We start from the raw sequence: 18,918 nt of genomic DNA, 5'->3' as shown, positions 1-18,918 counted from the left end.
CCGGGCCGCCGGGGTATCGCTCGTTTGCGCGCGATCTGCGCATAGTGTGGGTTCTGCGCATTCTGCGCAGTGACGACCGGCGAGGAGGCCCGATGCGCTTCGCGACCCACGTGCTCGTGCTGCAGCTCGCGACCGTCTCGGCGGCGGTGCTCGTCTGCGCCGGACTCGTCACGGCGCTCAGCGTGCAGCAGCTCCGCGGCGAGGCGGAGGAGACGGCGCTCGCCATCGCCCGCACCGTCGCCGAGGACTCGGACGTGCGCGACGCCGTCACCGCCTACTCCGCCGACCCGGGGACGCCCTCGCGCGAGCAGCTTCAGGACGGCGTGCTCGAGGACGTCGCCGAAGCGGTCGAGCGGCGCACCGGTGCCCTCTTCGTCGTCATCACCGACGACGAGGGCATCCGGCTGGCCCACCCCGACCCGGCGCGCCTCGGCGAGGTCGTCTCCACGAGTCCGGAGGAGGCGCTCGCCGGCCGCGAGACGGTGTCGTGGGGCACGGGGACGCTGGGGGAGTCGGCGCGCGCGAAGGTGCCGGTCTTCGCGCCGGAGGCCCCGGACGGGGTCGTGGTGGGCGAGGTCAGCATCGGCTTCGCGCGCTCGAGCGTCTTCACCGATCTGCCGACCGCGCTGCTCGGGGTGCTGGCCGCGGCGCTCGCCGGGCTGGCGCTCGCCGTCGTCGCCTCCGTCTTCATCCGTCGCCGCCTGCTGCGGCTCACCCTCGGGCTCGCCCCCGAGGAGCTCACCTCGCTCGTGCAGGACCAGGCCGCCGTGCTCGACGGGGTCGACGAGGGCGTGCTCGCGTTCGACCGCGACGGGCGGATCGGCGTCTGCAACGCCCGCGCCGCCGCGATCCTCGGCTCGGAGGACCCGACCGGGCGCGCCCTGCACGGGCGTCCGCTGGCCGAGCTCGGGCTGCCCACCCCGCTCGCCGACGTGATCGAGGCGTCGCTGCGCTCGCCCGAGCCGCCGGCGGCCGCCGAGGGCTTCGTGGTGCGCTCCCGCATCGTCTACGTCGACATCCGGAGGGTCACCCGCGGCGACCGCGATCTCGGCATCGTGGTCGTGCTGCGCGATCGCACCGATCTGGCGGCCCTCAGCCGCCGCCTCGACGCGGTCGGCGCCATGACCAACGCACTGCGCGTGCAGCGGCACGAGTTCGCCAACCGCCTGCACGTGGTCGCGGGGCTGCTGGACGCCGGCCGCACCGAGTCGGCGCGCGACTACCTCGGCGAGGTGCTGACGCGCGGACCGCTGAAGTACCCCGTGCAGCACGCCGACCGGCTCCAGGAGCCGTACCTCCAGGCGCTGGTCGGCGCGAAGGGGATCGAGGCCGCCGAGCGGGGCGTGCTGCTGACGCTCGGCGAGGAGACGCTCGTGCGCGGAGTCGTCGTCGAGCCGGAGGACGTCGCGACGGTGGTCGGCAACCTCGTCGACAACGCGGTGCGGGCGGCCGTCGAGGGGCGCCGCGACGTGCGCTTCGTCGAGGTCGAGCTGCTCGACGACGGCGAGACCCTGTTCGTGACGGTCGCCGACTCCGGCGACGGGGTGGCCGATCCGGAGTCGCTCTTCTCCCGCGGGGCGACGAGCGGCATCGACGACGACAGGGTGCACGGCCGCGGCTTCGGGCTCCCGCTCTGCCGCGAGGTCGCGGCGCGGCGGGGCGGCGAGGTCTGGCTTGCCGACGCGGGCGGCGACTCCGGGGGAGCGGTGCTCTGCGCCCGCCTGCCCGGGGCCGTCCGGCCGCCCATCGAGGAGGACGACGCATGACGACCGAGGAGCGCACGGTGCTGGTGGTCGACGACGACTTCCGCGTCGCGCAGCTGCACGCCGATCTCGTGGACGCCCGGCAGGGCCTCCGCGCGCTGCCGCCCGTGCACACCGCGAGGGCGGCCAGGGCGGCGGTGCACGAGAGCGCCCCGGATCTGCTGCTGCTCGACGTGCACCTGCCGGACCAGAGCGGGATCGCGCTGCTCCGGGAGCTCGACACCGACGCGTTCGTGGTGAGCGCAGCCTCCGACGGAGCGACCGTCCGTCGCGCGCTGCACGCGGGGGCGCTCGGCTACCTGATCAAGCCGTTCGACGCGCGGCTGCTGGGCGAGCGGCTCGACGCCTACGTCCGCTTCCGCAACGTGCTGCGCGAGGACCGCGTGGCCGATCAGGAGGCGGTCGAGCGCGCGCTGCGCATCCTGCACTCGGGCGACGCGACGGCGGCGCAGCCCTCGCGCTCGGCGACCGAGCAGCTCGTGCTCGCCCGGCTCTCCGACTCCGGCGGCGAGCTCTCGGCCCTCGAGGTCGCCGAGCGCGCGGGCATCTCGCGCGCGACGGCGCAGCGCTACCTCTCGGGGCTCGCGGGGCGCGGTCTGGTCGAGATGACCCTCAGCTACGGCTCGACCGGTCGGCCCGAGCACCGGTATCGCGCGAAGTAGCCGCACAACGAAGGCTGGGACGCGCGATCCGGTCGATCTCTCGACGAATCGGCGTCCCAGCCTCAGTTGTGCGGAGGGATCAGTGCTTGGCGTCCGCGTCGGCACCGGCCGCTGCGGCGACGCGCTGGCGCTCCGCGGCCTCCGCCGCCATCTTCCGGCCCTTCGGGCTGAGGAGCGACGCGATCACGGTGACGGCGAGGACGCCGATGATCACCGTCAGCGAGAGGCCGGTGCTGATCTCGAAGACCTCGACGTGCTCGCCGCCGTTGATGAACGGCAGGGTGTTCTCGTGCAGCGCGTGCAGGATCAGCTTCACGCCGATGAAGGCGAGGATCGCCGCGAGTCCGATGCTGAGGTAGACCAGGCGGTCGAGGAGCCCGTCGATCAGGAAGTAGAGCTGGCGGAGTCCGAGCAGCGAGAACGCGGTCGCCGTGAAGACGAGGTAGACGTCGTTGGTCAGACCGAAGATCGCGGGCACGCTGTCGAGCGCGAACAGGATGTCCGTTCCGCCGATGGCCGCCATGACCAGGATCATCGGCGTGAGGACCTTCTTGCCGTCGATGTGCGTGTAGAACTTGTCGCCGTCGTACTTGTCGCTCGTCTTGAAGAGGCGCTTGGCGAGGCGGACCATCACGTTGTCGCCCGCGTGCTCGTCGCCGGGCTTGACCAGGTTGAAGGCGGTGAGGAGCAGGATCAGGCCGAAGAGATAGAAGACCCAGGCGAACGAGTTGATCAGTGCGGCGCCGAGGAAGATGAAGCCGGTGCGGGCGATCAGCGCGAAGACGATGCCGAAGAGCAGCACCTTCTGCTGGTCGGCGCGGGGCACCTTGAAGCTCGCCATGATGATCAGGAAGACGAACAGGTTGTCGACCGAGAGCGCCTTCTCGGTGATGTACCCGGCGAAGTACTCGGAGCCGGGGGTCGCTCCGCCGAACACGAGCACGCCGATGCCGAAGGCGACGGCGATGCCGACGTAGAGGGCCGACCACTTCGCCGACTCCTTGAGAGTCGGCTCGTGGGCCTTGCGGACGTGGAAGAAGAAGTCGAAGAGCAGGAGCAGGACGATGAAGACGATCGTCAGTGTCCAGATCAGGGGCGACACGGTCATGGGGGGCTGGCCTCGCTCGAGATGGGGTCGGGGACGGTCGCAGGGGTCGATACGTCGCTAGAACGCTAACGATCCCGCTGTTCGGGCACGGTGTCACCGGCTCGATCGTGAGTATCTTCTCAGGTCTCGGTCGCTTAGCGGCGCTGAACGGCCGCGCGGGACGTCCGCCGGGGTGCGCCACACTGGTCGCATGCCCGACACCGCGGTCGACAGGACCTACCAGGACGCCCACGGCGTGACGATCCACTACCGGCACTGGCCGCTCCCGCGGCCCCGGGCGATCGTGCAGCTCGCGCACGGAGTCGGCGAGCACTCCGGCCGGTACCTCGAGGTCGCCGAGACGCTGGTCGCCGCCGGCTACGCGGTCGCCGCCGACGACCACCGCGGGCACGGCCGCACCGGCTTCGAGCAGCACGGCGGGGACGCGTCGCAGCTCGGCCGCCTCGGTCCCGGCGGTCTCCGCGCGACCGAGGACGCGATCACGCTCCTCACCCGCCTGCTCGCCGCGGAGTCGCCCGGCGTGCCGATCGTGCTGCTCGGCCACTCCTGGGGCTCGCTGATGGCGCAGCGGATCGTCGACCGCGACGGCTCCGACTACGCGGCGTTCGTTCTCAGCGGCACGGCGTACCGCCTCCCGGGCTACATGAACGGAGGCGACCTGACCCGCCGCCACCGCGTGCCCGGTGGCCTGAGGCTCGAGTGGCTCTCGCGCGACCCCGAGGTGTGGCAGCGCTTCCAGGACGACCCGCTCACCTTCACCGATCCGCTCGCCAAGCGGGTCGGGGTGCGCGAGACGCTGCGACTGGTGGGGCGGCCTTCGCGGCACCTCGAGCCCGACCTGCCGCTGCTCATCATCGGCGGCTCCGAGGACACCCTCGGCGGCGAGCGCTCGATGCGCGCGCTCGCCCAGGCGTACCGGCGCCGCTCCGGGCTCACCGACGTGAGCGTCCGCGTGTACCCGGAGGCGCGGCACGAGCTGTTCCAGGAGACGAACCGCGCCGAGGTGCTCGCCGACGTGGTCGCCTGGCTCGACGAGCGCTTCCCTGAGGCCCCCGTCGGTCCTCCGGCCTAGGCTGGCGTCATGCATGGCGAGTACAAGGTCCCCGGTGGAAAGCTCGTGGTCGTCGACCTCGACGTGGTCGACGGGAGGTTCGCCGGCTTCCGCCTCGCGGGCGACTTCTTCCTCGAGCCCGACACGGCGCTCGACGACATCGACCGCGCGGTCGTCGGCCTGCCCGCGACGTCCGACGCGAAGACGATCGCCGCGGCCATCCGCGAGGCGCTGCCCGCCGACGCGGTGCTGCTCGGCTTCACTCCCGAGGCCGTGGCCGTCGCCATCCGCCGCTCGCTGCAGCAGGCGACGAGCTGGCGCGACTACGACTGGCGGATCGTGCACGCGAAGGCCGTCTCCCCGGCGATGCACCTCGCTCTCGACGAGGTGCTCACCGCCGCGGTCGGCGAGGGGCGCCGCGAGCCGACCCTCCGCATCTGGGAGTGGGACCAGCCCGCCGTCGTGATCGGCAGCTTCCAGTCGCTCCGCAACGAGGTCGACCTCGAGAACGCGGCGAAGCACGGCGTCGAGGTCGTCCGCCGCATCTCGGGCGGCGGCGCGATGTTCATGGAGGCGGGCAGCGTCGTCACGTACTCGCTCTACGTCCCCGGCGATCTCGTGCAGGGGCTGACCTTCGCCGACTCCTACGCGTTCCTCGACGAGTGGACGATCAGCGCGCTCCAGTCGCTCGGCATCGACGCCGTCTACCAGCCGCTCAACGACATCACCTCGCCGTCGGGCAAGATCGGCGGAGCCGCGCAGAAGCGCCTGGGCTCGGGCGCCGTCCTGCACCACGTGACCATGAGCTACGACATCGACGCCGAGAAGATGGTGCAGGTGCTGCGGATCGGCCGCGAGAAGCTGTCGGACAAGGGCATCGCCTCGGCCGTCAAGCGCGTCGACCCGCTGCGCAGCCAGACCGGGCTCAGCCGCTCCGAGATCATCGACCGGATGAAGGCGACGTTCGTGCAGCTGCACGGGGGCACGGCGGGCGATCTGACCGCCGAGGAGTACGCCGAGGCCGAGGAGCTCGTCCGCACCAAGTACTCGACCGAGGAGTGGCTGCGCCGGGTGCCGTGAGGCGGCGGGCTCAGCTCGCCAGCAGCTCCTGGTAGTCGGGGTGCTCGGCGATGAACTCCGCGACGAAGGGGCAGGCGGGGACGACGTGCCCGCCGAAGCGCTCGTGCGCATCGTCGAGGGCGGCCTCGACGAGCCTGTCGCCGAGGCCCTCGTGCCGGTGCTCGGGGGCGATCTCGGTGTGCAGGAAGACGACGTCGGAGCCGCGGACCGCGTAGTCCGCGAGGCCGACGTTCTCGCCGTCGACCCACAGGGTGTAGCGGGACCGGTCTTCGTCGTGCAGCACCTCTGAGATCATCGCGTCACTCTACGCCGGAGGCTCCGCGAGCCCCGTCAGGGCCCTCCCGGGTTCGGCGGCGTGTCGGGCGACTGGCACACTGGCACGATGCCCAGGACGATCCAGATCGCGGACGGCGTCCCGGAGTCGCGGAGCGCGGTGATCCACGCCGACAACCTCGAGGTCCTGCCGCAGCTGGCGGACGGGGCCTTCACGGTCGTCTACCTCGATCCTCCGTTCAACACGGGGCGGGCGCAGGTGCGCACCTCGACCACCTCCGTGCGCTCCGCCACCGGCACGATCGCGGGGTTCAAGGGGCGCAGCTACGAGCGGATCCGCGGCGATCTCCTCCGCTACGACGACCACTTCGACGACTACTGGTCGTTCCTCGAGCCGCGGCTCGCCGAGGCCTGGCGGCTGCTCGCCGACGACGGCACGCTCTACCTGCACCTCGACTACCGCGAGGCGCACTACGCGAAGGTGCTGCTCGACGCGCTGTTCGGGCGCGAGTGCTTCCTCAACGAGATCATCTGGGCCTACGACTACGGGGCGAAGCCCACCCGGCGCTGGCCGACGAAGCACGACACGATCCTCGTGTACGTGAAGGATCCGCGCGGCTACCACTTCGACTCCGTCGCGGTCGACCGCGAGCCGTACATGGCGCCCGGCCTCGTGACGCCCGAGAAGGCCGAGCGCGGCAAGCGGCCGACCGACGTGTGGTGGCACACGATCGTCTCGCCGACCGGCCGTGAGAAGACCGGCTACCCGACGCAGAAGCCCGAGGGGATCCTGCGCCGCATCGTCCAGGCGTCGAGCCGCGAGGGCGACGCGGTGCTCGACTTCTTCGCAGGCTCCGGGACGACGGGCGCGGTCGCGCACGCCCTCGGCCGCCGCTTCGTCCTCGTCGACGAGCACGCCGACGCCATCGCCGTCATGCGCCGCCGCTTCGCGGCCCTCGACCCGGCCCCCCTCTTCCTCTGACCCTGCGCAGCCCGCGCCGGTCTCGCCGCGAATCCGCAACCCGCCCCATTCCTCAGAAGTTGCGGTAGTCGCGCGCCGCTACCGCAACTTTCGGAGGGTCGGTCGGGCGCGCGACGGGCGACGGCTCCTCCACAGGGGCGTGTCGAGTACGGAGACTGGGGAGAACGGTTCCTGGGGGTCGCGGCGCGGCATCCTCTCGGGATGGATGACGCAACGAACCCGCTCGGCGCCTTCACTCGCGGCGCCGCCATCGCCGCCGGCTGGACGGAGGACCGGGTCCGGAGTCGCATCCTCTCCCGCCCGTTCCACGGAATCCGCACCGTCGTGGAACCGCGCACCCATCTCGATCGGGCGCGGGCCTACCTGCCGCGGCTTCGTGCGGGTCAGTACTTCTCGCACCTGACCGCGGCGATCGTCTTCGAGATCCCGCTCGCGGCGCGACGCGCGGAGGAGGACCCGATCCACGTCTCCGTCCTCGATCCCGCTCGGCCCCCGCGCTGTCGTGGTGTGATCGGGCACGTCATCTCGTCGACGTCCCTCCACTTCGGGGAGCGTCTGGGCCTTCCCGTCACCGATGCCGAATCGACCTGGCTCCTGCTGGGGGCCGAACTGCCGCTGAAGGAGCTCGTCGCCGCGACCGACCACCTCCTGTTCACCCCGCGCTTCGGGCGGGGAGACCGACCGTTCGCGACCAGGGAATCCCTCACCGCTGCGCTGGAGGCGTACCGCGGCCGAGGAAGCAGGGCGCTCCGCTCAGCGCTCGCCGACGCCTCGGAGTCGGCGGCCTCCCGTCCTGAGACCGACCTGCGTCTCGTCATGGTGGACGCCGGCCTGCCGGAGCCGGTCGCGAACGCACCCATCTACGCGGATGGCAGGTTGATCGCGATCGGCGATCTCGTGATCGAGAAGTGGAAGGTGCTGGTCGAGTACGACGGAGAGCACCACCGGACCGGCGACGCGCAGTTCGCGAGAGATCGCCGGCGCCTCCTCGAGCTCCAGCTCGCGGGCTGGATCATCGTCCCGGTGCGTAAGGAGGGGCTCGGCAAGGGGCGCGCGCGCACCATCGCCGAGATCCGCGCGGCGCTCCATGCGCACGGATGGCGCGGTTGACCCGCCATTCCTCGAAAGTTGCGGTAGTCGAGCGCGACTACCGCAACTTTCGAGTAATCGACGGGTCGCGCGGGACGGGTCAGGAGCTCGCGCGGACGACCAGCTCGGTGGGCATCAGCGTCCGGTGCTCGACCGGGGTGCCCTCGATGCGCGCCGTCAGCAGTTCGGCCATGCGCGCGCCGAGCTCGACGGGGATCTGGCGGACCGTGCTCAGGGCGGGCACGGCCGTGCGGGCGAACATGTCGTCGTCGAAGCCGACGACCGAGACGTCCTCGGGGATGCGGCGTCCCGCCTCCCGCAGTGCGGCGTACGCGCCGACGGCCATCTGGTCGTTCGCCGCGAACACGCCGTCGATCGAGGGGTCGCGCTCGAGGAGGCGGCGCATCGCCTCGGCTCCGCTGTCGGGCGAGAAGTCGCCCCACTCGACGAGGCCGTCGTCGAGGCCCGCGTCGGTCAGGGCGCTGCGCCAGCCGATGAGCCGGTCGACGCCCGGCGGCATGTCGGCGGGCCCCGCGATCGTCGCGAGGCGACGGCGGCCGCGGCCGATGAGGTGGGCCGTGGCCACCGCGGCCCCGTCGGCGTTGTCGACGTCGACGTAGTACGAGCCGCGCTCCTCCGGAGACAGCGGCCGCCCGCCGAAGACGATCGGGAGGGAGTTCGAGAGCGCCGCGTACGAGTGGTCGCCCGAGTGGTGCGAGACCACGAGGGCCCCGTCGACGTTGCCGCCGAGGAGGTAGCGCCGGGTCTTCTCGCCGTCGGTCTCCGACGCGATCAGCATCGAGAGCGTGTAGTCGGTGTCGGCGAGGCGCATCGCCGCGCCCTGCACGATCGAGGCGAAGAACGGGTCGGCGAAGACGCGGGCCGTCGACTCCGGCACGATCAGGGCGATCGACTGCGTCCGGCGGGAGGCGAGCATCCGCGCGGCGCGGTTGGGCACGTAGTCGAGCTCGCCGATCGCCTTCTGCACCGCGGCGACGATCTCGGCAGCGACCTGCGGGGCGCCGTTGACGACCCTCGAGACGGTCGCCCGCGACACTCCGGCGCGTGCCGCGACCATCTCGAGAGTCGGCGAGCGGCCAGCCCCGCGCAGTGCCTCGCTCATCTTCTAGTCCAGCGCTGCGGCGGCGCTGCCGCCGATCAGGCGCGAGTAGACCAGGCCCGAGTCCTTCGGGATGCGCTCCTGCGAGTCGTAGTCGACGCGCACGATGCCGAAGCGCTTCTCGTAGCCCCACGCCCACTCGTAGTTGTCGAGCAGCGACCAGACGAAGTAGCCGCGGACATCGGCACCCTGGTCGATGGCGTCGGCCACCTTCTCGACGTGGTCGAGCACGTACTGGGTGCGGTCGACGTCGTGGACGCGGCCGTCCTCGACGACGTCGTCGTAGGCGGCGCCGTTCTCGGTGACGAACAGCGGAGGCAGGTTCTCGTACTCGAGGCCGAGGCGCGTGAGCAGGTAGCGCAGCCCGTCGGGGTGCACCTCCCAGTCCATCGCCGTCCGGGGGAGTCCGCGCGAGGGGAAGGTGATGAACTCCGACCCTACCCACGGCGAACCGACCTCGCGGTCGGTGGCCTGCGCGAAGTCCTCCGCCCCCGCGGGGAGGGGACGGGCCGAGACGTTGTCGTCGTGGTAGTGGTTCACGCCGAGGAAGTCGAGCGGCTGCGCGATCACGGCGAGGTCGCCGTCGGCGATCAGCTCGTCGAGCCCGAGGCCGGCGACGTCCTCGAGCAGGTCCTCGGGGTACTCGCCGAGCAGCAGGGGATCGAGGAAGATGCGGTTCTGCAGCGCGTCGAAGCGGCGGGCGGCGTCGAGGTCGGCCTCGTCGTCGGGGTCGTCGGGCACGGCGTTGGAGAGATTGAGCGTGATGCCGAGGTTCTGCGCGCCGAGATCGCGCAGGGCCGAGACCGCGAGGCCGTGCGCGAGGTGGGTGTGGTGCACCGCCGCGAGCGCCGCCTGCTGCGAGATCACTCCGGGAGCGTGCACGCCCGCTCCGTACGAGAGCAGGGTCGAGCAGAAGGGCTCGTTGAACGTCGTCCAGTGCTGCACGCGGTCGCCGAGGCTCGCGTGCACCGCCTCGGCGTAGTCACGGAAGCGCTCGGCGGTGTCGCGGTTCGCCCAGCCGCCCTTCTCCTCCAGCGCCTGCGGCAGATCCCAGTGGTAGAGCGTGAGCCAGGGCAGGATGCCGGCGCCCAGCAGCTCGTCGACGAGGCGGGAGTAGAAGTCGAGGCCCTCGGCGTTCACGGCCCGGTCGCCCGGCTTGACCCGCGCCCAGCTGACCGAGAAGCGGTAGGAGCCCAGGCCGAGCTCCTTCATCAGCTGCACGTCGGCGGGCATCCGGTGGTAGTGGTCGACGGCCACCTCGGGGGTGTCGCCGTTCGCGACGGCTCCCGGAACGCGCGAGAACGCGTCCCAGATGCTGTCCTCCTTGCCGCCCTCGTGACCGGCACCCTCGATCTGCGCGGCGGCGGTCGCGGACCCCCACAGGAACCCGACGGGCCAGTCGCGGACGGCGAGGCCCTCCGCACGGGCGGTCTGCTCCGAGAGGTCGGGAGTGGGGGTGCGGGCATCGCTCATGGGCGGACTCCTTCGGCAGCGGTCACCCCACATCCTAGGGCGTTCGTAGAGCGCTCTCTCGGTGCGGGGGCCGGGGAGGCGCCCGGCGGAGGACCACCGGGCGACCGGGAGTCAGCGCGAGTGCCGGTCGCCCGCGTCGTCACCCGCCGTGCGCACGGAGTCGGTCCGCAGGTCGGGCTCGATGCTGCCGGCCGCGAGGTCGGCGCCGGCGCGTGCCGCGAGCTGCGGATCGGTGCGGCGCAGCTCCTCGGCGGCGTCCTCGGTGGCGAGGTCGTGCGCCTCCTGCATGGCCGACTTCGCGCGCAGCGGCGGGGTCTTGAGGAACCACGAGAGCACGAAGGCGAGCAGGACGACGGCCAGCGCCACCCAGAACACGGTGACGGTGGCGTCGTTGAAGCCGGTGAGGAACGGCGCCGAGAGCGCCTTGTCGGCGGTGTTCAGGAAGGAGGTGTCGCCGTCGAGAGCCGAGCCGATCGCCGAGGAGTCCTGCGACTGCAGCAGCTTCAGGATCCCGGCGTTCGCCGGGTCGGCGGCGACGGTCGGGTCGGAGGCGGCGGCCTGGAGGTTCGCGGCGATCGTCGGGTTCTTGAAGGCGGCGGCGATCGTCTCGGGGATGCGGCTGAACAGCACCGAGAAGATGACCGCGGTGCCCAGCGTCCCGCCGATCTGCCGGAAGAACGTCGAGGCGCTCGTCGCGACGCCCATGTTGGCGACGTCGACCGAGTTCTGCGACGCGAGCGTGAGCGTCTGCATCATCTGGCCGAGACCGAGGCCGAGCATCAGCATGCCGCCCATCATGAAGATCACCGGCTTGTCGATCGTCACGAAGGTGAAGTAGAAGAACGCGGCCGACATCAGGAAGGTGCCGACGATCGGGAAGGCGCGATAGCGGCCGGTGCGCGAGATGATCTGGCCCGAGACGATCGAGGAGATCATCAGGCCGAGGATCATCGGCAGCATCAGGAAGCCGGACTCGGTCGGCGTGGCTCCGTTGACGAGCTGCAGGTAGAGCGGGATCGACATCATGCCGCCGAACATGCCGAAACCGACGAGCACACCCAGGACGGTCGCCATCGAGAAGGTCGGCGAGCGGAACAGCTTGAGCGGGATCAGCGCGTCGTCGCCCATCATGCGCTCGGCGAGGATGAAGCCGAGGATGCCCAGCGCGCCCACGACGTAGCAGACCCACGCGACGGGGGAGCCCCAGCCCCACTCGCGGCCCTGCTCGGCGATCAGCAGGAGCGGACCGGCGGCGATGATGACGAGGGCGGCGCCCCACCAGTCGATCCGCACCGAGCGCTGTCCGGCCGGCTTCGGGAGGTGCAGGAAGCGGACGACGATGAACAGCGCGATCGCGCCGATCGGCAGGTTGATCAGGAACACCCAGCGCCAGCCGGTGATGAAGAGGATCTCGGGGGTGCCGGCGAGGAGGCCGCCGATCAGCGGGCCGACGACGCTCGAGACGCCGAACACGGCGAGGAAGTAGCCCTGGTACTTGGCGCGCTCGCGCGGAGGCAGGATGTCGCCCATCACGGTGAGGGCGAGCGACATGAGTCCTCCGGCGCCGAGGCCCTGCACGGCGCGGAAGCCGGCGAGTCCGAGCATCGAGGTCGAGAAGCCGGCGAGCGTCGAGCCGATCAGGAAGAGGACGATCGCGATCAGGTAGAGCGGTCGCCTCCCGAAGATGTCGGAGAGCTTGCCGTAGATGGGCGTGGCGATCGTCGAGACGATCAGGTACGCCGTGGTGACCCAGGCCTGCTGCGAGAGACCGTCGAGGTCGTCGGCGATCGTGCGCATCGAGGTGCCGACGATCGTCTGGTCGAGGGAGGAGAGGAACATGCCCGCCATCAGGCCGAAGATCACGAAGAGGATCTGCCGGTGGGTCATGATCGCGCGCGAGGGCGTCGGCTCGGCGGCGGCCGAGGCCCCCCGCGAGGTCGAGCGAGGTGCGGTGTCTGCCATTGGTGTCCCCTTGTCTGGCGGGACGCGTTCCAGGCACGGCGAGCCGCCGCAAACGTTGCGTGCTGCGCAAAGTTACACCTCGTGCGACGGCCCGCCCAGGGGCACCGGCGAGCCTGAACGGGATCTCAGGCGCTGCCGAGCGGCGTCAGACCGGGGACGGGACCGCCTCGTCGGCCCAGCCCGCCTCGCGCAGCGCGGCGCGCGCCTCCGCCCGGGCCGAGTAGGGAGTGCGCACCCCCTGGATGTCGCGGTAGTTCTGGTGCCCCGGGCCCGCCCAGAGGATGGAGTCCCCCTCCTCGGCGAGCGACACGGCGACCCGGATCGCGCGCTTGGGGTCGTCCACCTCGTGGATCTCGCCGTCGGGTCGAGCGGCCCGCGCCGCCTCCACGAGGGTGCGCCGGATGGAGGCGGGCTCCTCGAAGCGCGGGTGGTGATCGGTGATCACCAGGATGTCGCTCCCGGAGACCGCCGCCTCGGCCATCGCGGGCCGCTTCAGGGCGTCTCGGTCGCCGTCGGCGCCGAAGACCATGATCACGCGACCCGGCGTGACCTCGCGGACCGCCTCGAGGGTGCGCTGGAAGGCGTCGGCGCTGTGGCCGAAGTCGACGTAGACGGTGGGCCCTCGGTCGCCCGAGACGCGCTCGGTGCGGCCGGGGAGCGACACGTCGATCCCGCCGTCGCGGTGCAGCGCCGCGCGGATCTCGCCGATGGGCCGGCCCGCCTCGATCAGCATGACGACGGCGAGCGCGGCGTTCGCGGCCATGTGCGCGCCGATGATCGGCACGGAGGTGGTGATCGCCCGCGACTCGCGGTTCTGCAGGCGGAAGTGGGTCCGCCCGAACTCCTGCTCGAGGATCGTCACCGTCCAGTCGGCGTCGACGCCCTCCCGAGAGGTGATGGTCACGAGCGGGATCCCCGCGGCCTCGACGAGGCGGGCGCCCGACGGCGAGTCGAGCGAGACGACGGCCCGGCGCGCGCGGTCGGGCTGGAACAGCTGCGCCTTCTCGGCGAAGTAGGTGTCCATGTCGCCGTAGTCGTCGAGGTGGTCGTGGCTGAGGTTCGTGAAGCCGGCGACGTCGAAGACCACTCCGTCGACCCGGTGGCGGGTGAGCGCCTGGGCGCTGACCTCGATGGCGGCGGCCCCGACTCCCTCCTCGTGCATGCGCGCGATCAGGGCGTGCAGCTCGCTCGCCTCGGGAGTGGTGAGTCCGCTCGTGACGGAGGTGTCGCCGATGTGGCGCTCGGCCGTGGAGCTGAGGCCGGGGACCACGCCGAGCTGGCGGAGGATCCCCTCGATCATGTGCACGGTCGAGGTCTTGCCGTTGGTGCCCGTGACCCCGAAGAGCAGGGGAGCGCGCTCGGCGGTGCCGTAGACGGCGGCGGCGACCGCGCCGAGGCGGGCGCGGGGCTCGTCGACGACGAGGACGGGGAGCCCGGTCGCGCGGGCGGCCGCCTCGCCGGCGGCGTCGGTCAGCACGGCGGCGGCCCCGCGCTCGCGGGCCTCGTCGACGAAGTCGGCTCCGTGGCGGTGCACGCCGGCCAGGGCGACGAAGAGGTCGCCCGGCTCGACGTCCGAGGCGGTGAGGGTGACCCCGCTGATCGCCGCGGCGGCGGGGGAGGCGCCGGGGAGGTCGAGGAGGCTCGTCAGGTCGGCGAGGGGGAGCGCCGGCGCGTGTCGAGGTCGGAGCATGGGGTCCTTTCGTTCGGGACCGAGGGTTCGCGGATCCTAAGGGGGGCGGAGCCGCGTGGTCGCCGAGGCTGACACACAAGCTAGGGGAGTCGCTTATGTGAATCCTTAGAGGATATTGGAGAGCCCCGCGAAGGGGCGCGCCCGGACACGGCGTGGGAGGAGAGCGGCGGAGGGCCGCGCGTAGGCTCGGAGGATGACCTCGAGCGAGAACCAGCCGCCCCGCTCCCGCCCCGTCCGTCGCCGGGTGCTCGTCGTCGGAGGCGTCGCCGCGGCCGCCGGCGTCGCCGCGTTCGGCGTGGGCGCGGCGATCGGGGGCGGGCGCGACGCGACGCCGACCGCGACGCCGACGGCCGCCGGGAGCGCGACGCCGACCCCGACGCCCACCGCGACTCCCACACCCACCGCGGCGCCGACGCCCACGGCGACGCCGACCCCCACTCCGGGGATCGACCTCACCGCCTACTCCGTCGACGACCCCGCCAGCCCCTGGGTGGTCGTCAACAAGCTGCGGACCCTCACGCCCGTCGACTACGTGCCGGCCGATCTGGTCTATCCCGACGTGTCCTACGTCAACCGCCAGCCGATGCGCCAGGCGACGGCCGATGCGCTCGTCGCCCTGTTCGCCGCGGCGTCGTCGGAGGCGGGGCTCTCGCTCGCCGTGCAGAGCGCCTACCGCTCCTACGACACCCAGGTCAGCGTCTACGCCGGGTGGGTGTCGACGCGCGGCCAGGCGGGGGCGGATGCGACCAGCGCGCGCCCGGGGCACAGCGAGCACCAGACCGGGTGGGCCGTCGACGTCGTCGGCTCCTCGGGAGCCTGCGCGCTCGAGATCTGCTGGGGCGACACTCCGGAGGGGCAGTGGGTCGGCGCGAACGCCCACCGCTTCGGCTTCCTGGTCAGGTACAAGCCGGACGCGACGCCGATCACCGGCTACGAGTCGGAGCCGTACCACCTCCGACACGTCGGGGTCGAGCTGTCGCAGCACCTGCACGATGCGGGCATCGAGACGCTCGAGCGTCTGTTCGGACTTCCGGATGCGCCCGATTACGCGCCCGGCACCACCGGCTGAGCCCCGAGCGATCAGATCCGGACGCTCTCGGGGGTGACACCCGCCGGTTGTTACCGTACTGTTACTCGGAGTGTTTTCGGAGGGCCGTCGAACGGTCCTCCCACTCCCGCCTGGTGACATGGCCGCTTCCCCCGCTCAACAGCGCGCGATCCCCGCCGCGCGCCCCTCGATCCGTGAGATACCCCTGTGCCCCAAAGCTCCACCCGCTCCACCCCTGATGCACCCTCCGAGCAGACTCCGCTCGATGCGACCACCGCTCCGATGACCCGCCGCGAGGCCCGCGAGCGCGAGGGCCGTCGGCGATCCGCCGATGTCCGAGTCGTTCCGGAGGCCGCGCCCACCGCGCCCGCCGCCTCCCGGCCGCCGCACGCCGTGGGCGAGCAGGTCTTCGCGTCGCGCCGCGACCGGCGCGCCGCCGAGGGCCACCAGGCGAAGGTCGACCCGGCTCCCCGGGGCTCCTCGTTCTTCCGACCGTCGCGCAAGCACCTCGTGCTGGCGATGTCGGGCGGCCTCGTCGTCGTCGCGGTCGCCACCGGGGCGAGCCTCACCGTCGGAGCGACCGGATCGGCGGAGTCCGCGTCGGCCACCGGGACCCCGTCGTCGAGCCCGACCACCGTCGCCGTGCTGCCCGCGACCACCGCCTCCGCCCGCGTCGTGCTCAGCGCCGTCTCGACCACCTCCGGCACCGTCGCCGGAGGCACGAGCGTCACGCTCTCGGGATCCAACCTCGACGCCGTCGCCACGGTCCGCTTCGGCGACGCCGAAGGGGCGGTCGCCGTCGAGAACGCCGACCAGATCACCGTGACCGCGCCCCCCGCCTCGGGCGAGGCCGAGGGAGTCGTGCCGGTCGCCTTCTTCGACGCCGACGGGCAGCCGATCACCTTCGACGCCGTGACGGACGAGGCCGCCGCCGTGACCGTCGACGGCACGCCGGCCGAGACCGCGCAGCCGGCCGTCGACACCGCGACGACGGAGGCACCCGCGACCACCGGCACCGCGCCCACCGAGCCCGCGGCGACCGAGACCGCCGACGCCGACACCGCGGCGACCGGAACCGCCACCGCGGAGCCCGCGAGCGACCTCGAGGCCCCCACCGCCACGGCGTCGCCGAGCCCCACCGCGACCGGCGTCCTCGCCACGACGAAGGTCGTCGCCTCCGCGATCACCTTCGCCTACACGCCCGACCCGGCGATCGAGGCCGCCAAGGCCGCGGCCGCGCTCGACGCCAGCCGCCTCGCCTCGCAGCTCGACTACCTCGAGACCTACTGGTCCGACTACAACTCCGCGCAGTACGGCGTGATCTCGGGCAACGACTGCGTCAACTTCGCCTCGCAGTCGCTCATCGCCCGCGGCTGGGCCATGGACGAGGAGTGGAACTACTCCTCGACGGGCGGCTACAGCTCGGCCTGGGCCTCGTCGACGGCGTTCAACTCGTACCTCGCCGCGCACCCGGAGCGGGCGACCCCGCTCTCGAACACGCAGCGCGACCAGGTGGAGGTCGGCGACGTCGTGCAGTTCGACTGGGACGGCTCGGGCGACTGGGATCACACCGGCATCGTCACGAGCGTCGACGGCGACACGATCCTGTACTCCTCGCACACGGTCGACAACTTCGACCAGAGCATCGACTCGGCGTCGGCCGCTCGCATCATGTTCTGGAGCGTCTGACCACGACGAGAAGAGGCCGCCACCGCTTCGCGATGACGGCCTCCGCCGGTAATGGGTCGGTCAGTTCTTGAAGACGTCCTTGACGTCCTCGCCGACCTTCTTGGCCGATGCCTTGGTCTGGTCGGCCTGGCCCTCGGCCTCGAGGCGCTCGTTGTCGGTCAGCTTGCCGACCGTCTCCTTCGCCTTTCCGACCAGGTTCTCTGCGGCGTTGCGGATCTTGTCGTCTGCACCCATGAGGGGCTCCTTCCGTTCGGTGTGGTGGTCCTCCGGCGGGGACGCCGGGGGAGTCGTGGGCGGGCGCCGTGCGGCGTCCGCGGTCCTACGCGACGCGGTCCTCTTTCGAGAAGCCGGCGCGGGCGCTCGAGGCGACCTCGAGCACGACGGGCAGTCGGGCACCCAGCAGGCGGTCGAGCTCGACGACCTCCTGGTGCACGGCGTCCACGACGGTGCGCGGCGAGACGCCGGCCCGGGGGAGCACGCGGACCTTCAGCGCCGAGGCGGAGCCGTGCCGGTAGGCCGACACCGTCACGTCGAGCAGGTCGGTGCGACCGGCGAGCGCGTTCTCGAGGACGTCCTCGGCGAAGCCGGTCGCGATCTCGATCTCGCCGGCCGGGCCGTCGCCCTGCGCGACATCGGTGAGGACGGTGCCGGTACGGCCGCGACCGTGCGCCACCGCGAGGGCGATGCAGATCACGATCGCCAGGAGGCAGACGCCCACGATCGCGTAGAGCGGCCACAGGACGGCCGCGTCGCTCCAGGGCGTGCCGTCCTCGGGGGAGAGGCGCGAGACGAGGGCGGCGCCCTCGTCGGAGCCGAAGCCCGACACGGCGTCCCTGGCGGGCTGGGAGACGGCGACCAGCACGAGGCCTGCGGCGACCGCGGCGAGCACGAGGCCGAGCAGGAACAGGACGAGGCGGTTGACGAAGCGGTTGCTCGTGGTCATCAGATCCTCCCGGACGAGGCGACGCGGACGGACGCCCGAGTGGCGGGCTGGGGGGCGATGCGGGTGATCTCGTCGTCGACGGCCGACTGGACGGCCGCCTGGTCGACGGCGATCCCGGACGCCGGGGTGATCTCGATCACCGCGGTGCGGCGGCCGAGCGAGGCGCTGGTGTCCTCGCGGCGCGAGCGGGCGACGGTGCGGGCCGAGCGGGCGAGCGCCGAGGCGATCACTCCGTCGTCCACGACGACCGCGAGACGGTCGTCCTCGATGGTGTGCCGCGCCCGGTGACCCGGGCCGAGGGCGAGGACGAGGAGGATCAGCGCGAGGACGGCCACTCCGGCCGCGATGCCGAGGAGGGCGACCTGGGCGAGGTCGCCTACTCCGACGATCGCTGCGAGCAGCGCCGAGGGGGCGATCAGGAGGGGAGCCGCGCCGAAGACGGCGAGCACCGCCTCGGCCCCGACGTAGGCGGCGACCAGTGCGACGAGCAGCAGGACGACGATCTGCGCGGCCGAGCGCGAGCTGTGGGTCTCCCGGCGCAGGAAGCGGCGGTAGCGCGCGTCCGGTGCCGCGTCGCGCGGTGACGGTGCGGGGCTCATGCGACTCTCCTCGTGCTGCGGGTGCGGGTGCCGGTGACCCGGATGTCGACCCGGGTGACGGTGCGGCCGGTGAGCGCCTCCATGCGGGCGGCGATGCGGGCCCGGTCGCGGTGGAGGCGGTCCAGCACCGTGCCCGTGGAGGCCCCCGGCGCGTCGGCGAGGGCCGGCTCGAGGACCACCGGAGTGGAGACCGCGAGGGCGAGACCGCCTCCGTCGTCCGACAGGCGGATGCGGATCGCGGAGACCTCGACGTCCAGCTCCTCGTGGACGATCGCCAGCGCGGTCCGCTCGATCGAGCGGACGTTGATGGTGACGGTGCCCGCCACGGGCGATGTCGCCGCGCGGTCGGCGACGGGGCGAGGATCGAGAGCGGTGGTCATGCAGGA

Annotated in this window: 18 protein-coding genes; 8 read left to right on the top strand and 10 right to left on the bottom strand. The window is 72.1% G+C overall.

Features of this window, described 5'->3' with window-relative positions; genetic code table 11:
* Positions 1–92: 92 nt before the first annotated feature.
* Together GRS92_RS01335 and GRS92_RS01330 are read left to right on the top strand one after the other, a co-directional pair.
* A complete protein-coding gene (locus GRS92_RS01335; RefSeq protein WP_159852572.1) occupies positions 93–1,766 on the top strand; it encodes a sensor histidine kinase in 1,674 nt (557 codons plus the stop codon).
* Positions 1,763–2,425, top strand: coding sequence for a response regulator (locus tag GRS92_RS01330; protein WP_159852570.1), 663 nt, complete (start codon positions 1,763–1,765; stop codon positions 2,423–2,425). The genes GRS92_RS01335 and GRS92_RS01330 overlap by 4 nt, the downstream gene beginning before the upstream one ends.
* A gap of 79 nt (positions 2,426–2,504) precedes the next feature.
* On the opposite strand, the gene GRS92_RS01325 is transcribed toward GRS92_RS01330, so the two are convergent.
* Positions 2,505–3,533: a TerC family protein gene (locus GRS92_RS01325; RefSeq protein ID WP_159852568.1), complete on the bottom strand. Its 1,029-nt coding sequence runs from the start codon at positions 3,531–3,533 to the stop codon at positions 2,505–2,507.
* A gap of 190 nt (positions 3,534–3,723) precedes the next feature.
* Here GRS92_RS01325 and GRS92_RS01320 point away from each other — a divergent pair, with 190 nt between their 5' ends.
* Together GRS92_RS01320 and GRS92_RS01315 are read left to right on the top strand one after the other, a co-directional pair.
* Positions 3,724–4,605 (top strand): alpha/beta fold hydrolase, encoded by an 882-nt coding sequence (locus tag GRS92_RS01320; protein WP_159852566.1) that lies wholly within the window; start codon positions 3,724–3,726, stop codon positions 4,603–4,605.
* 9 nt (positions 4,606–4,614) lie between these two features.
* Positions 4,615–5,664 (top strand): lipoate--protein ligase family protein, encoded by a 1,050-nt coding sequence (locus GRS92_RS01315; protein ID WP_159852564.1) that lies wholly within the window; start codon positions 4,615–4,617, stop codon positions 5,662–5,664.
* Between the two features lie 10 nt (positions 5,665–5,674).
* Here the strand turns inward: GRS92_RS01315 and GRS92_RS01310 are convergent, their stop codons facing one another.
* Positions 5,675–5,959 (bottom strand): GNAT family N-acetyltransferase, encoded by a 285-nt coding sequence (locus GRS92_RS01310; RefSeq protein WP_056037503.1) that lies wholly within the window; start codon positions 5,957–5,959, stop codon positions 5,675–5,677.
* 87 nt (positions 5,960–6,046) lie between these two features.
* Between GRS92_RS01310 and GRS92_RS01305 the strand changes: the two genes are divergently transcribed.
* Both GRS92_RS01305 and GRS92_RS01300 read left to right on the top strand, forming a co-directional pair.
* Complete coding sequence (locus tag GRS92_RS01305; RefSeq protein ID WP_159852562.1) at positions 6,047–6,919, top strand: DNA-methyltransferase; 873 nt, start codon at positions 6,047–6,049, stop codon at positions 6,917–6,919.
* A 201-nt stretch (positions 6,920–7,120) separates the two neighbouring features.
* A complete protein-coding gene (locus tag GRS92_RS01300; RefSeq protein ID WP_159852560.1) occupies positions 7,121–8,029 on the top strand; it encodes a hypothetical protein in 909 nt (302 codons plus the stop codon).
* 79 nt (positions 8,030–8,108) lie between these two features.
* On the opposite strand, the gene GRS92_RS01295 is transcribed toward GRS92_RS01300, so the two are convergent.
* From GRS92_RS01295 to GRS92_RS01280, 4 genes are all read right to left on the bottom strand, one after another.
* Complete coding sequence (locus GRS92_RS01295) at positions 8,109–9,131, bottom strand: LacI family DNA-binding transcriptional regulator (protein ID WP_159852558.1); 1,023 nt, start codon at positions 9,129–9,131, stop codon at positions 8,109–8,111.
* Between the two features lie 3 nt (positions 9,132–9,134).
* Positions 9,135–10,601, bottom strand: coding sequence for a GH1 family beta-glucosidase (locus GRS92_RS01290; protein ID WP_159852556.1), 1,467 nt, complete (start codon positions 10,599–10,601; stop codon positions 9,135–9,137).
* A gap of 111 nt (positions 10,602–10,712) precedes the next feature.
* Positions 10,713–12,488 carry an MDR family MFS transporter gene (locus tag GRS92_RS01285; RefSeq protein WP_159853231.1) on the bottom strand — a complete coding sequence of 592 codons (1,776 nt, stop codon included), beginning with the start codon at positions 12,486–12,488 and terminating at the stop codon, positions 10,713–10,715.
* Positions 12,489–12,708: 220 nt separating this feature from the next.
* Positions 12,709–14,253 carry a Mur ligase family protein gene (locus GRS92_RS01280; RefSeq protein ID WP_159852554.1) on the bottom strand — a complete coding sequence of 515 codons (1,545 nt, stop codon included), beginning with the start codon at positions 14,251–14,253 and terminating at the stop codon, positions 12,709–12,711.
* 193 nt (positions 14,254–14,446) lie between these two features.
* Here GRS92_RS01280 and GRS92_RS01275 point away from each other — a divergent pair, with 193 nt between their 5' ends.
* Together GRS92_RS01275 and GRS92_RS01270 are read left to right on the top strand one after the other, a co-directional pair.
* Entirely contained in the window at positions 14,447–15,322 is an 876-nt protein-coding gene (locus GRS92_RS01275; protein WP_159852552.1) for a M15 family metallopeptidase, read from the top strand.
* A gap of 261 nt (positions 15,323–15,583) precedes the next feature.
* Positions 15,584–16,990, top strand: coding sequence for an amidase domain-containing protein (locus GRS92_RS01270; protein ID WP_159852550.1), 1,407 nt, complete (start codon positions 15,584–15,586; stop codon positions 16,988–16,990).
* A 60-nt stretch (positions 16,991–17,050) separates the two neighbouring features.
* On the opposite strand, the gene GRS92_RS01265 is transcribed toward GRS92_RS01270, so the two are convergent.
* From GRS92_RS01265 to GRS92_RS01250, 4 genes are all read right to left on the bottom strand, one after another.
* The gene (locus GRS92_RS01265; RefSeq protein ID WP_159852548.1) at positions 17,051–17,224 is read right to left on the bottom strand and encodes a CsbD family protein; all 174 of its coding nucleotides are present in this window, start codon (positions 17,222–17,224) and stop codon (positions 17,051–17,053) included.
* Positions 17,225–17,309: 85 nt separating this feature from the next.
* Positions 17,310–17,933 carry a hypothetical protein gene (locus GRS92_RS01260; protein ID WP_159852546.1) on the bottom strand — a complete coding sequence of 208 codons (624 nt, stop codon included), beginning with the start codon at positions 17,931–17,933 and terminating at the stop codon, positions 17,310–17,312.
* Entirely contained in the window at positions 17,933–18,532 is a 600-nt protein-coding gene (locus GRS92_RS01255; protein WP_159852544.1) for a DUF6286 domain-containing protein, read from the bottom strand. The genes GRS92_RS01260 and GRS92_RS01255 overlap by 1 nt, the downstream gene beginning before the upstream one ends.
* Positions 18,529–18,912, bottom strand: coding sequence for a hypothetical protein (locus GRS92_RS01250; protein ID WP_159852542.1), 384 nt, complete (start codon positions 18,910–18,912; stop codon positions 18,529–18,531). The genes GRS92_RS01255 and GRS92_RS01250 overlap by 4 nt, the downstream gene beginning before the upstream one ends.
* Positions 18,913–18,918 lie beyond the last annotated feature (6 nt).

Source organism: Rathayibacter sp. VKM Ac-2754 (assembly GCF_009807095.1).
Lineage (GTDB): Bacteria > Actinomycetota > Actinomycetes > Actinomycetales > Microbacteriaceae > Rathayibacter.
The sequence above is the reverse complement of the archived record's forward strand: the minus strand, read 5'-3'. Positions and strand labels throughout refer to the sequence as shown.

Excerpts from the sequence above, each read along its gene's own strand:
- GRS92_RS01335 (WP_159852572.1), top strand. The coding sequence starts at position 93 with ATGCGCTTCGCGACCCACGTGCTCGTGCTGCAGCTCGCGACCGTCTCG.
- GRS92_RS01330 (WP_159852570.1), top strand. The coding sequence starts at position 1,763 with ATGACGACCGAGGAGCGCACGGTGCTGGTGGTCGACGACGACTTCCGC.
- GRS92_RS01325 (WP_159852568.1), bottom strand. The coding sequence starts at position 3,533 with ATGACCGTGTCGCCCCTGATCTGGACACTGACGATCGTCTTCATCGTC.
- GRS92_RS01320 (WP_159852566.1), top strand. The coding sequence starts at position 3,724 with ATGCCCGACACCGCGGTCGACAGGACCTACCAGGACGCCCACGGCGTG.
- GRS92_RS01315 (WP_159852564.1), top strand. The coding sequence starts at position 4,615 with ATGCATGGCGAGTACAAGGTCCCCGGTGGAAAGCTCGTGGTCGTCGAC.
- GRS92_RS01310 (WP_056037503.1), bottom strand. The coding sequence starts at position 5,959 with ATGATCTCAGAGGTGCTGCACGACGAAGACCGGTCCCGCTACACCCTG.
- GRS92_RS01305 (WP_159852562.1), top strand. The coding sequence starts at position 6,047 with ATGCCCAGGACGATCCAGATCGCGGACGGCGTCCCGGAGTCGCGGAGC.
- GRS92_RS01300 (WP_159852560.1), top strand. The coding sequence starts at position 7,121 with ATGGATGACGCAACGAACCCGCTCGGCGCCTTCACTCGCGGCGCCGCC.
- GRS92_RS01295 (WP_159852558.1), bottom strand. The coding sequence starts at position 9,131 with ATGAGCGAGGCACTGCGCGGGGCTGGCCGCTCGCCGACTCTCGAGATG.
- GRS92_RS01290 (WP_159852556.1), bottom strand. The coding sequence starts at position 10,601 with ATGAGCGATGCCCGCACCCCCACTCCCGACCTCTCGGAGCAGACCGCC.
- GRS92_RS01285 (WP_159853231.1), bottom strand. The coding sequence starts at position 12,488 with ATGACCCACCGGCAGATCCTCTTCGTGATCTTCGGCCTGATGGCGGGC.
- GRS92_RS01280 (WP_159852554.1), bottom strand. The coding sequence starts at position 14,253 with ATGCTCCGACCTCGACACGCGCCGGCGCTCCCCCTCGCCGACCTGACG.
- GRS92_RS01275 (WP_159852552.1), top strand. The coding sequence starts at position 14,447 with ATGACCTCGAGCGAGAACCAGCCGCCCCGCTCCCGCCCCGTCCGTCGC.
- GRS92_RS01270 (WP_159852550.1), top strand. The coding sequence starts at position 15,584 with ATGACCCGCCGCGAGGCCCGCGAGCGCGAGGGCCGTCGGCGATCCGCC.
- GRS92_RS01265 (WP_159852548.1), bottom strand. The coding sequence starts at position 17,224 with ATGGGTGCAGACGACAAGATCCGCAACGCCGCAGAGAACCTGGTCGGA.
- GRS92_RS01260 (WP_159852546.1), bottom strand. The coding sequence starts at position 17,933 with ATGACCACGAGCAACCGCTTCGTCAACCGCCTCGTCCTGTTCCTGCTC.
- GRS92_RS01255 (WP_159852544.1), bottom strand. The coding sequence starts at position 18,532 with ATGAGCCCCGCACCGTCACCGCGCGACGCGGCACCGGACGCGCGCTAC.
- GRS92_RS01250 (WP_159852542.1), bottom strand. The coding sequence starts at position 18,912 with ATGACCACCGCTCTCGATCCTCGCCCCGTCGCCGACCGCGCGGCGACA.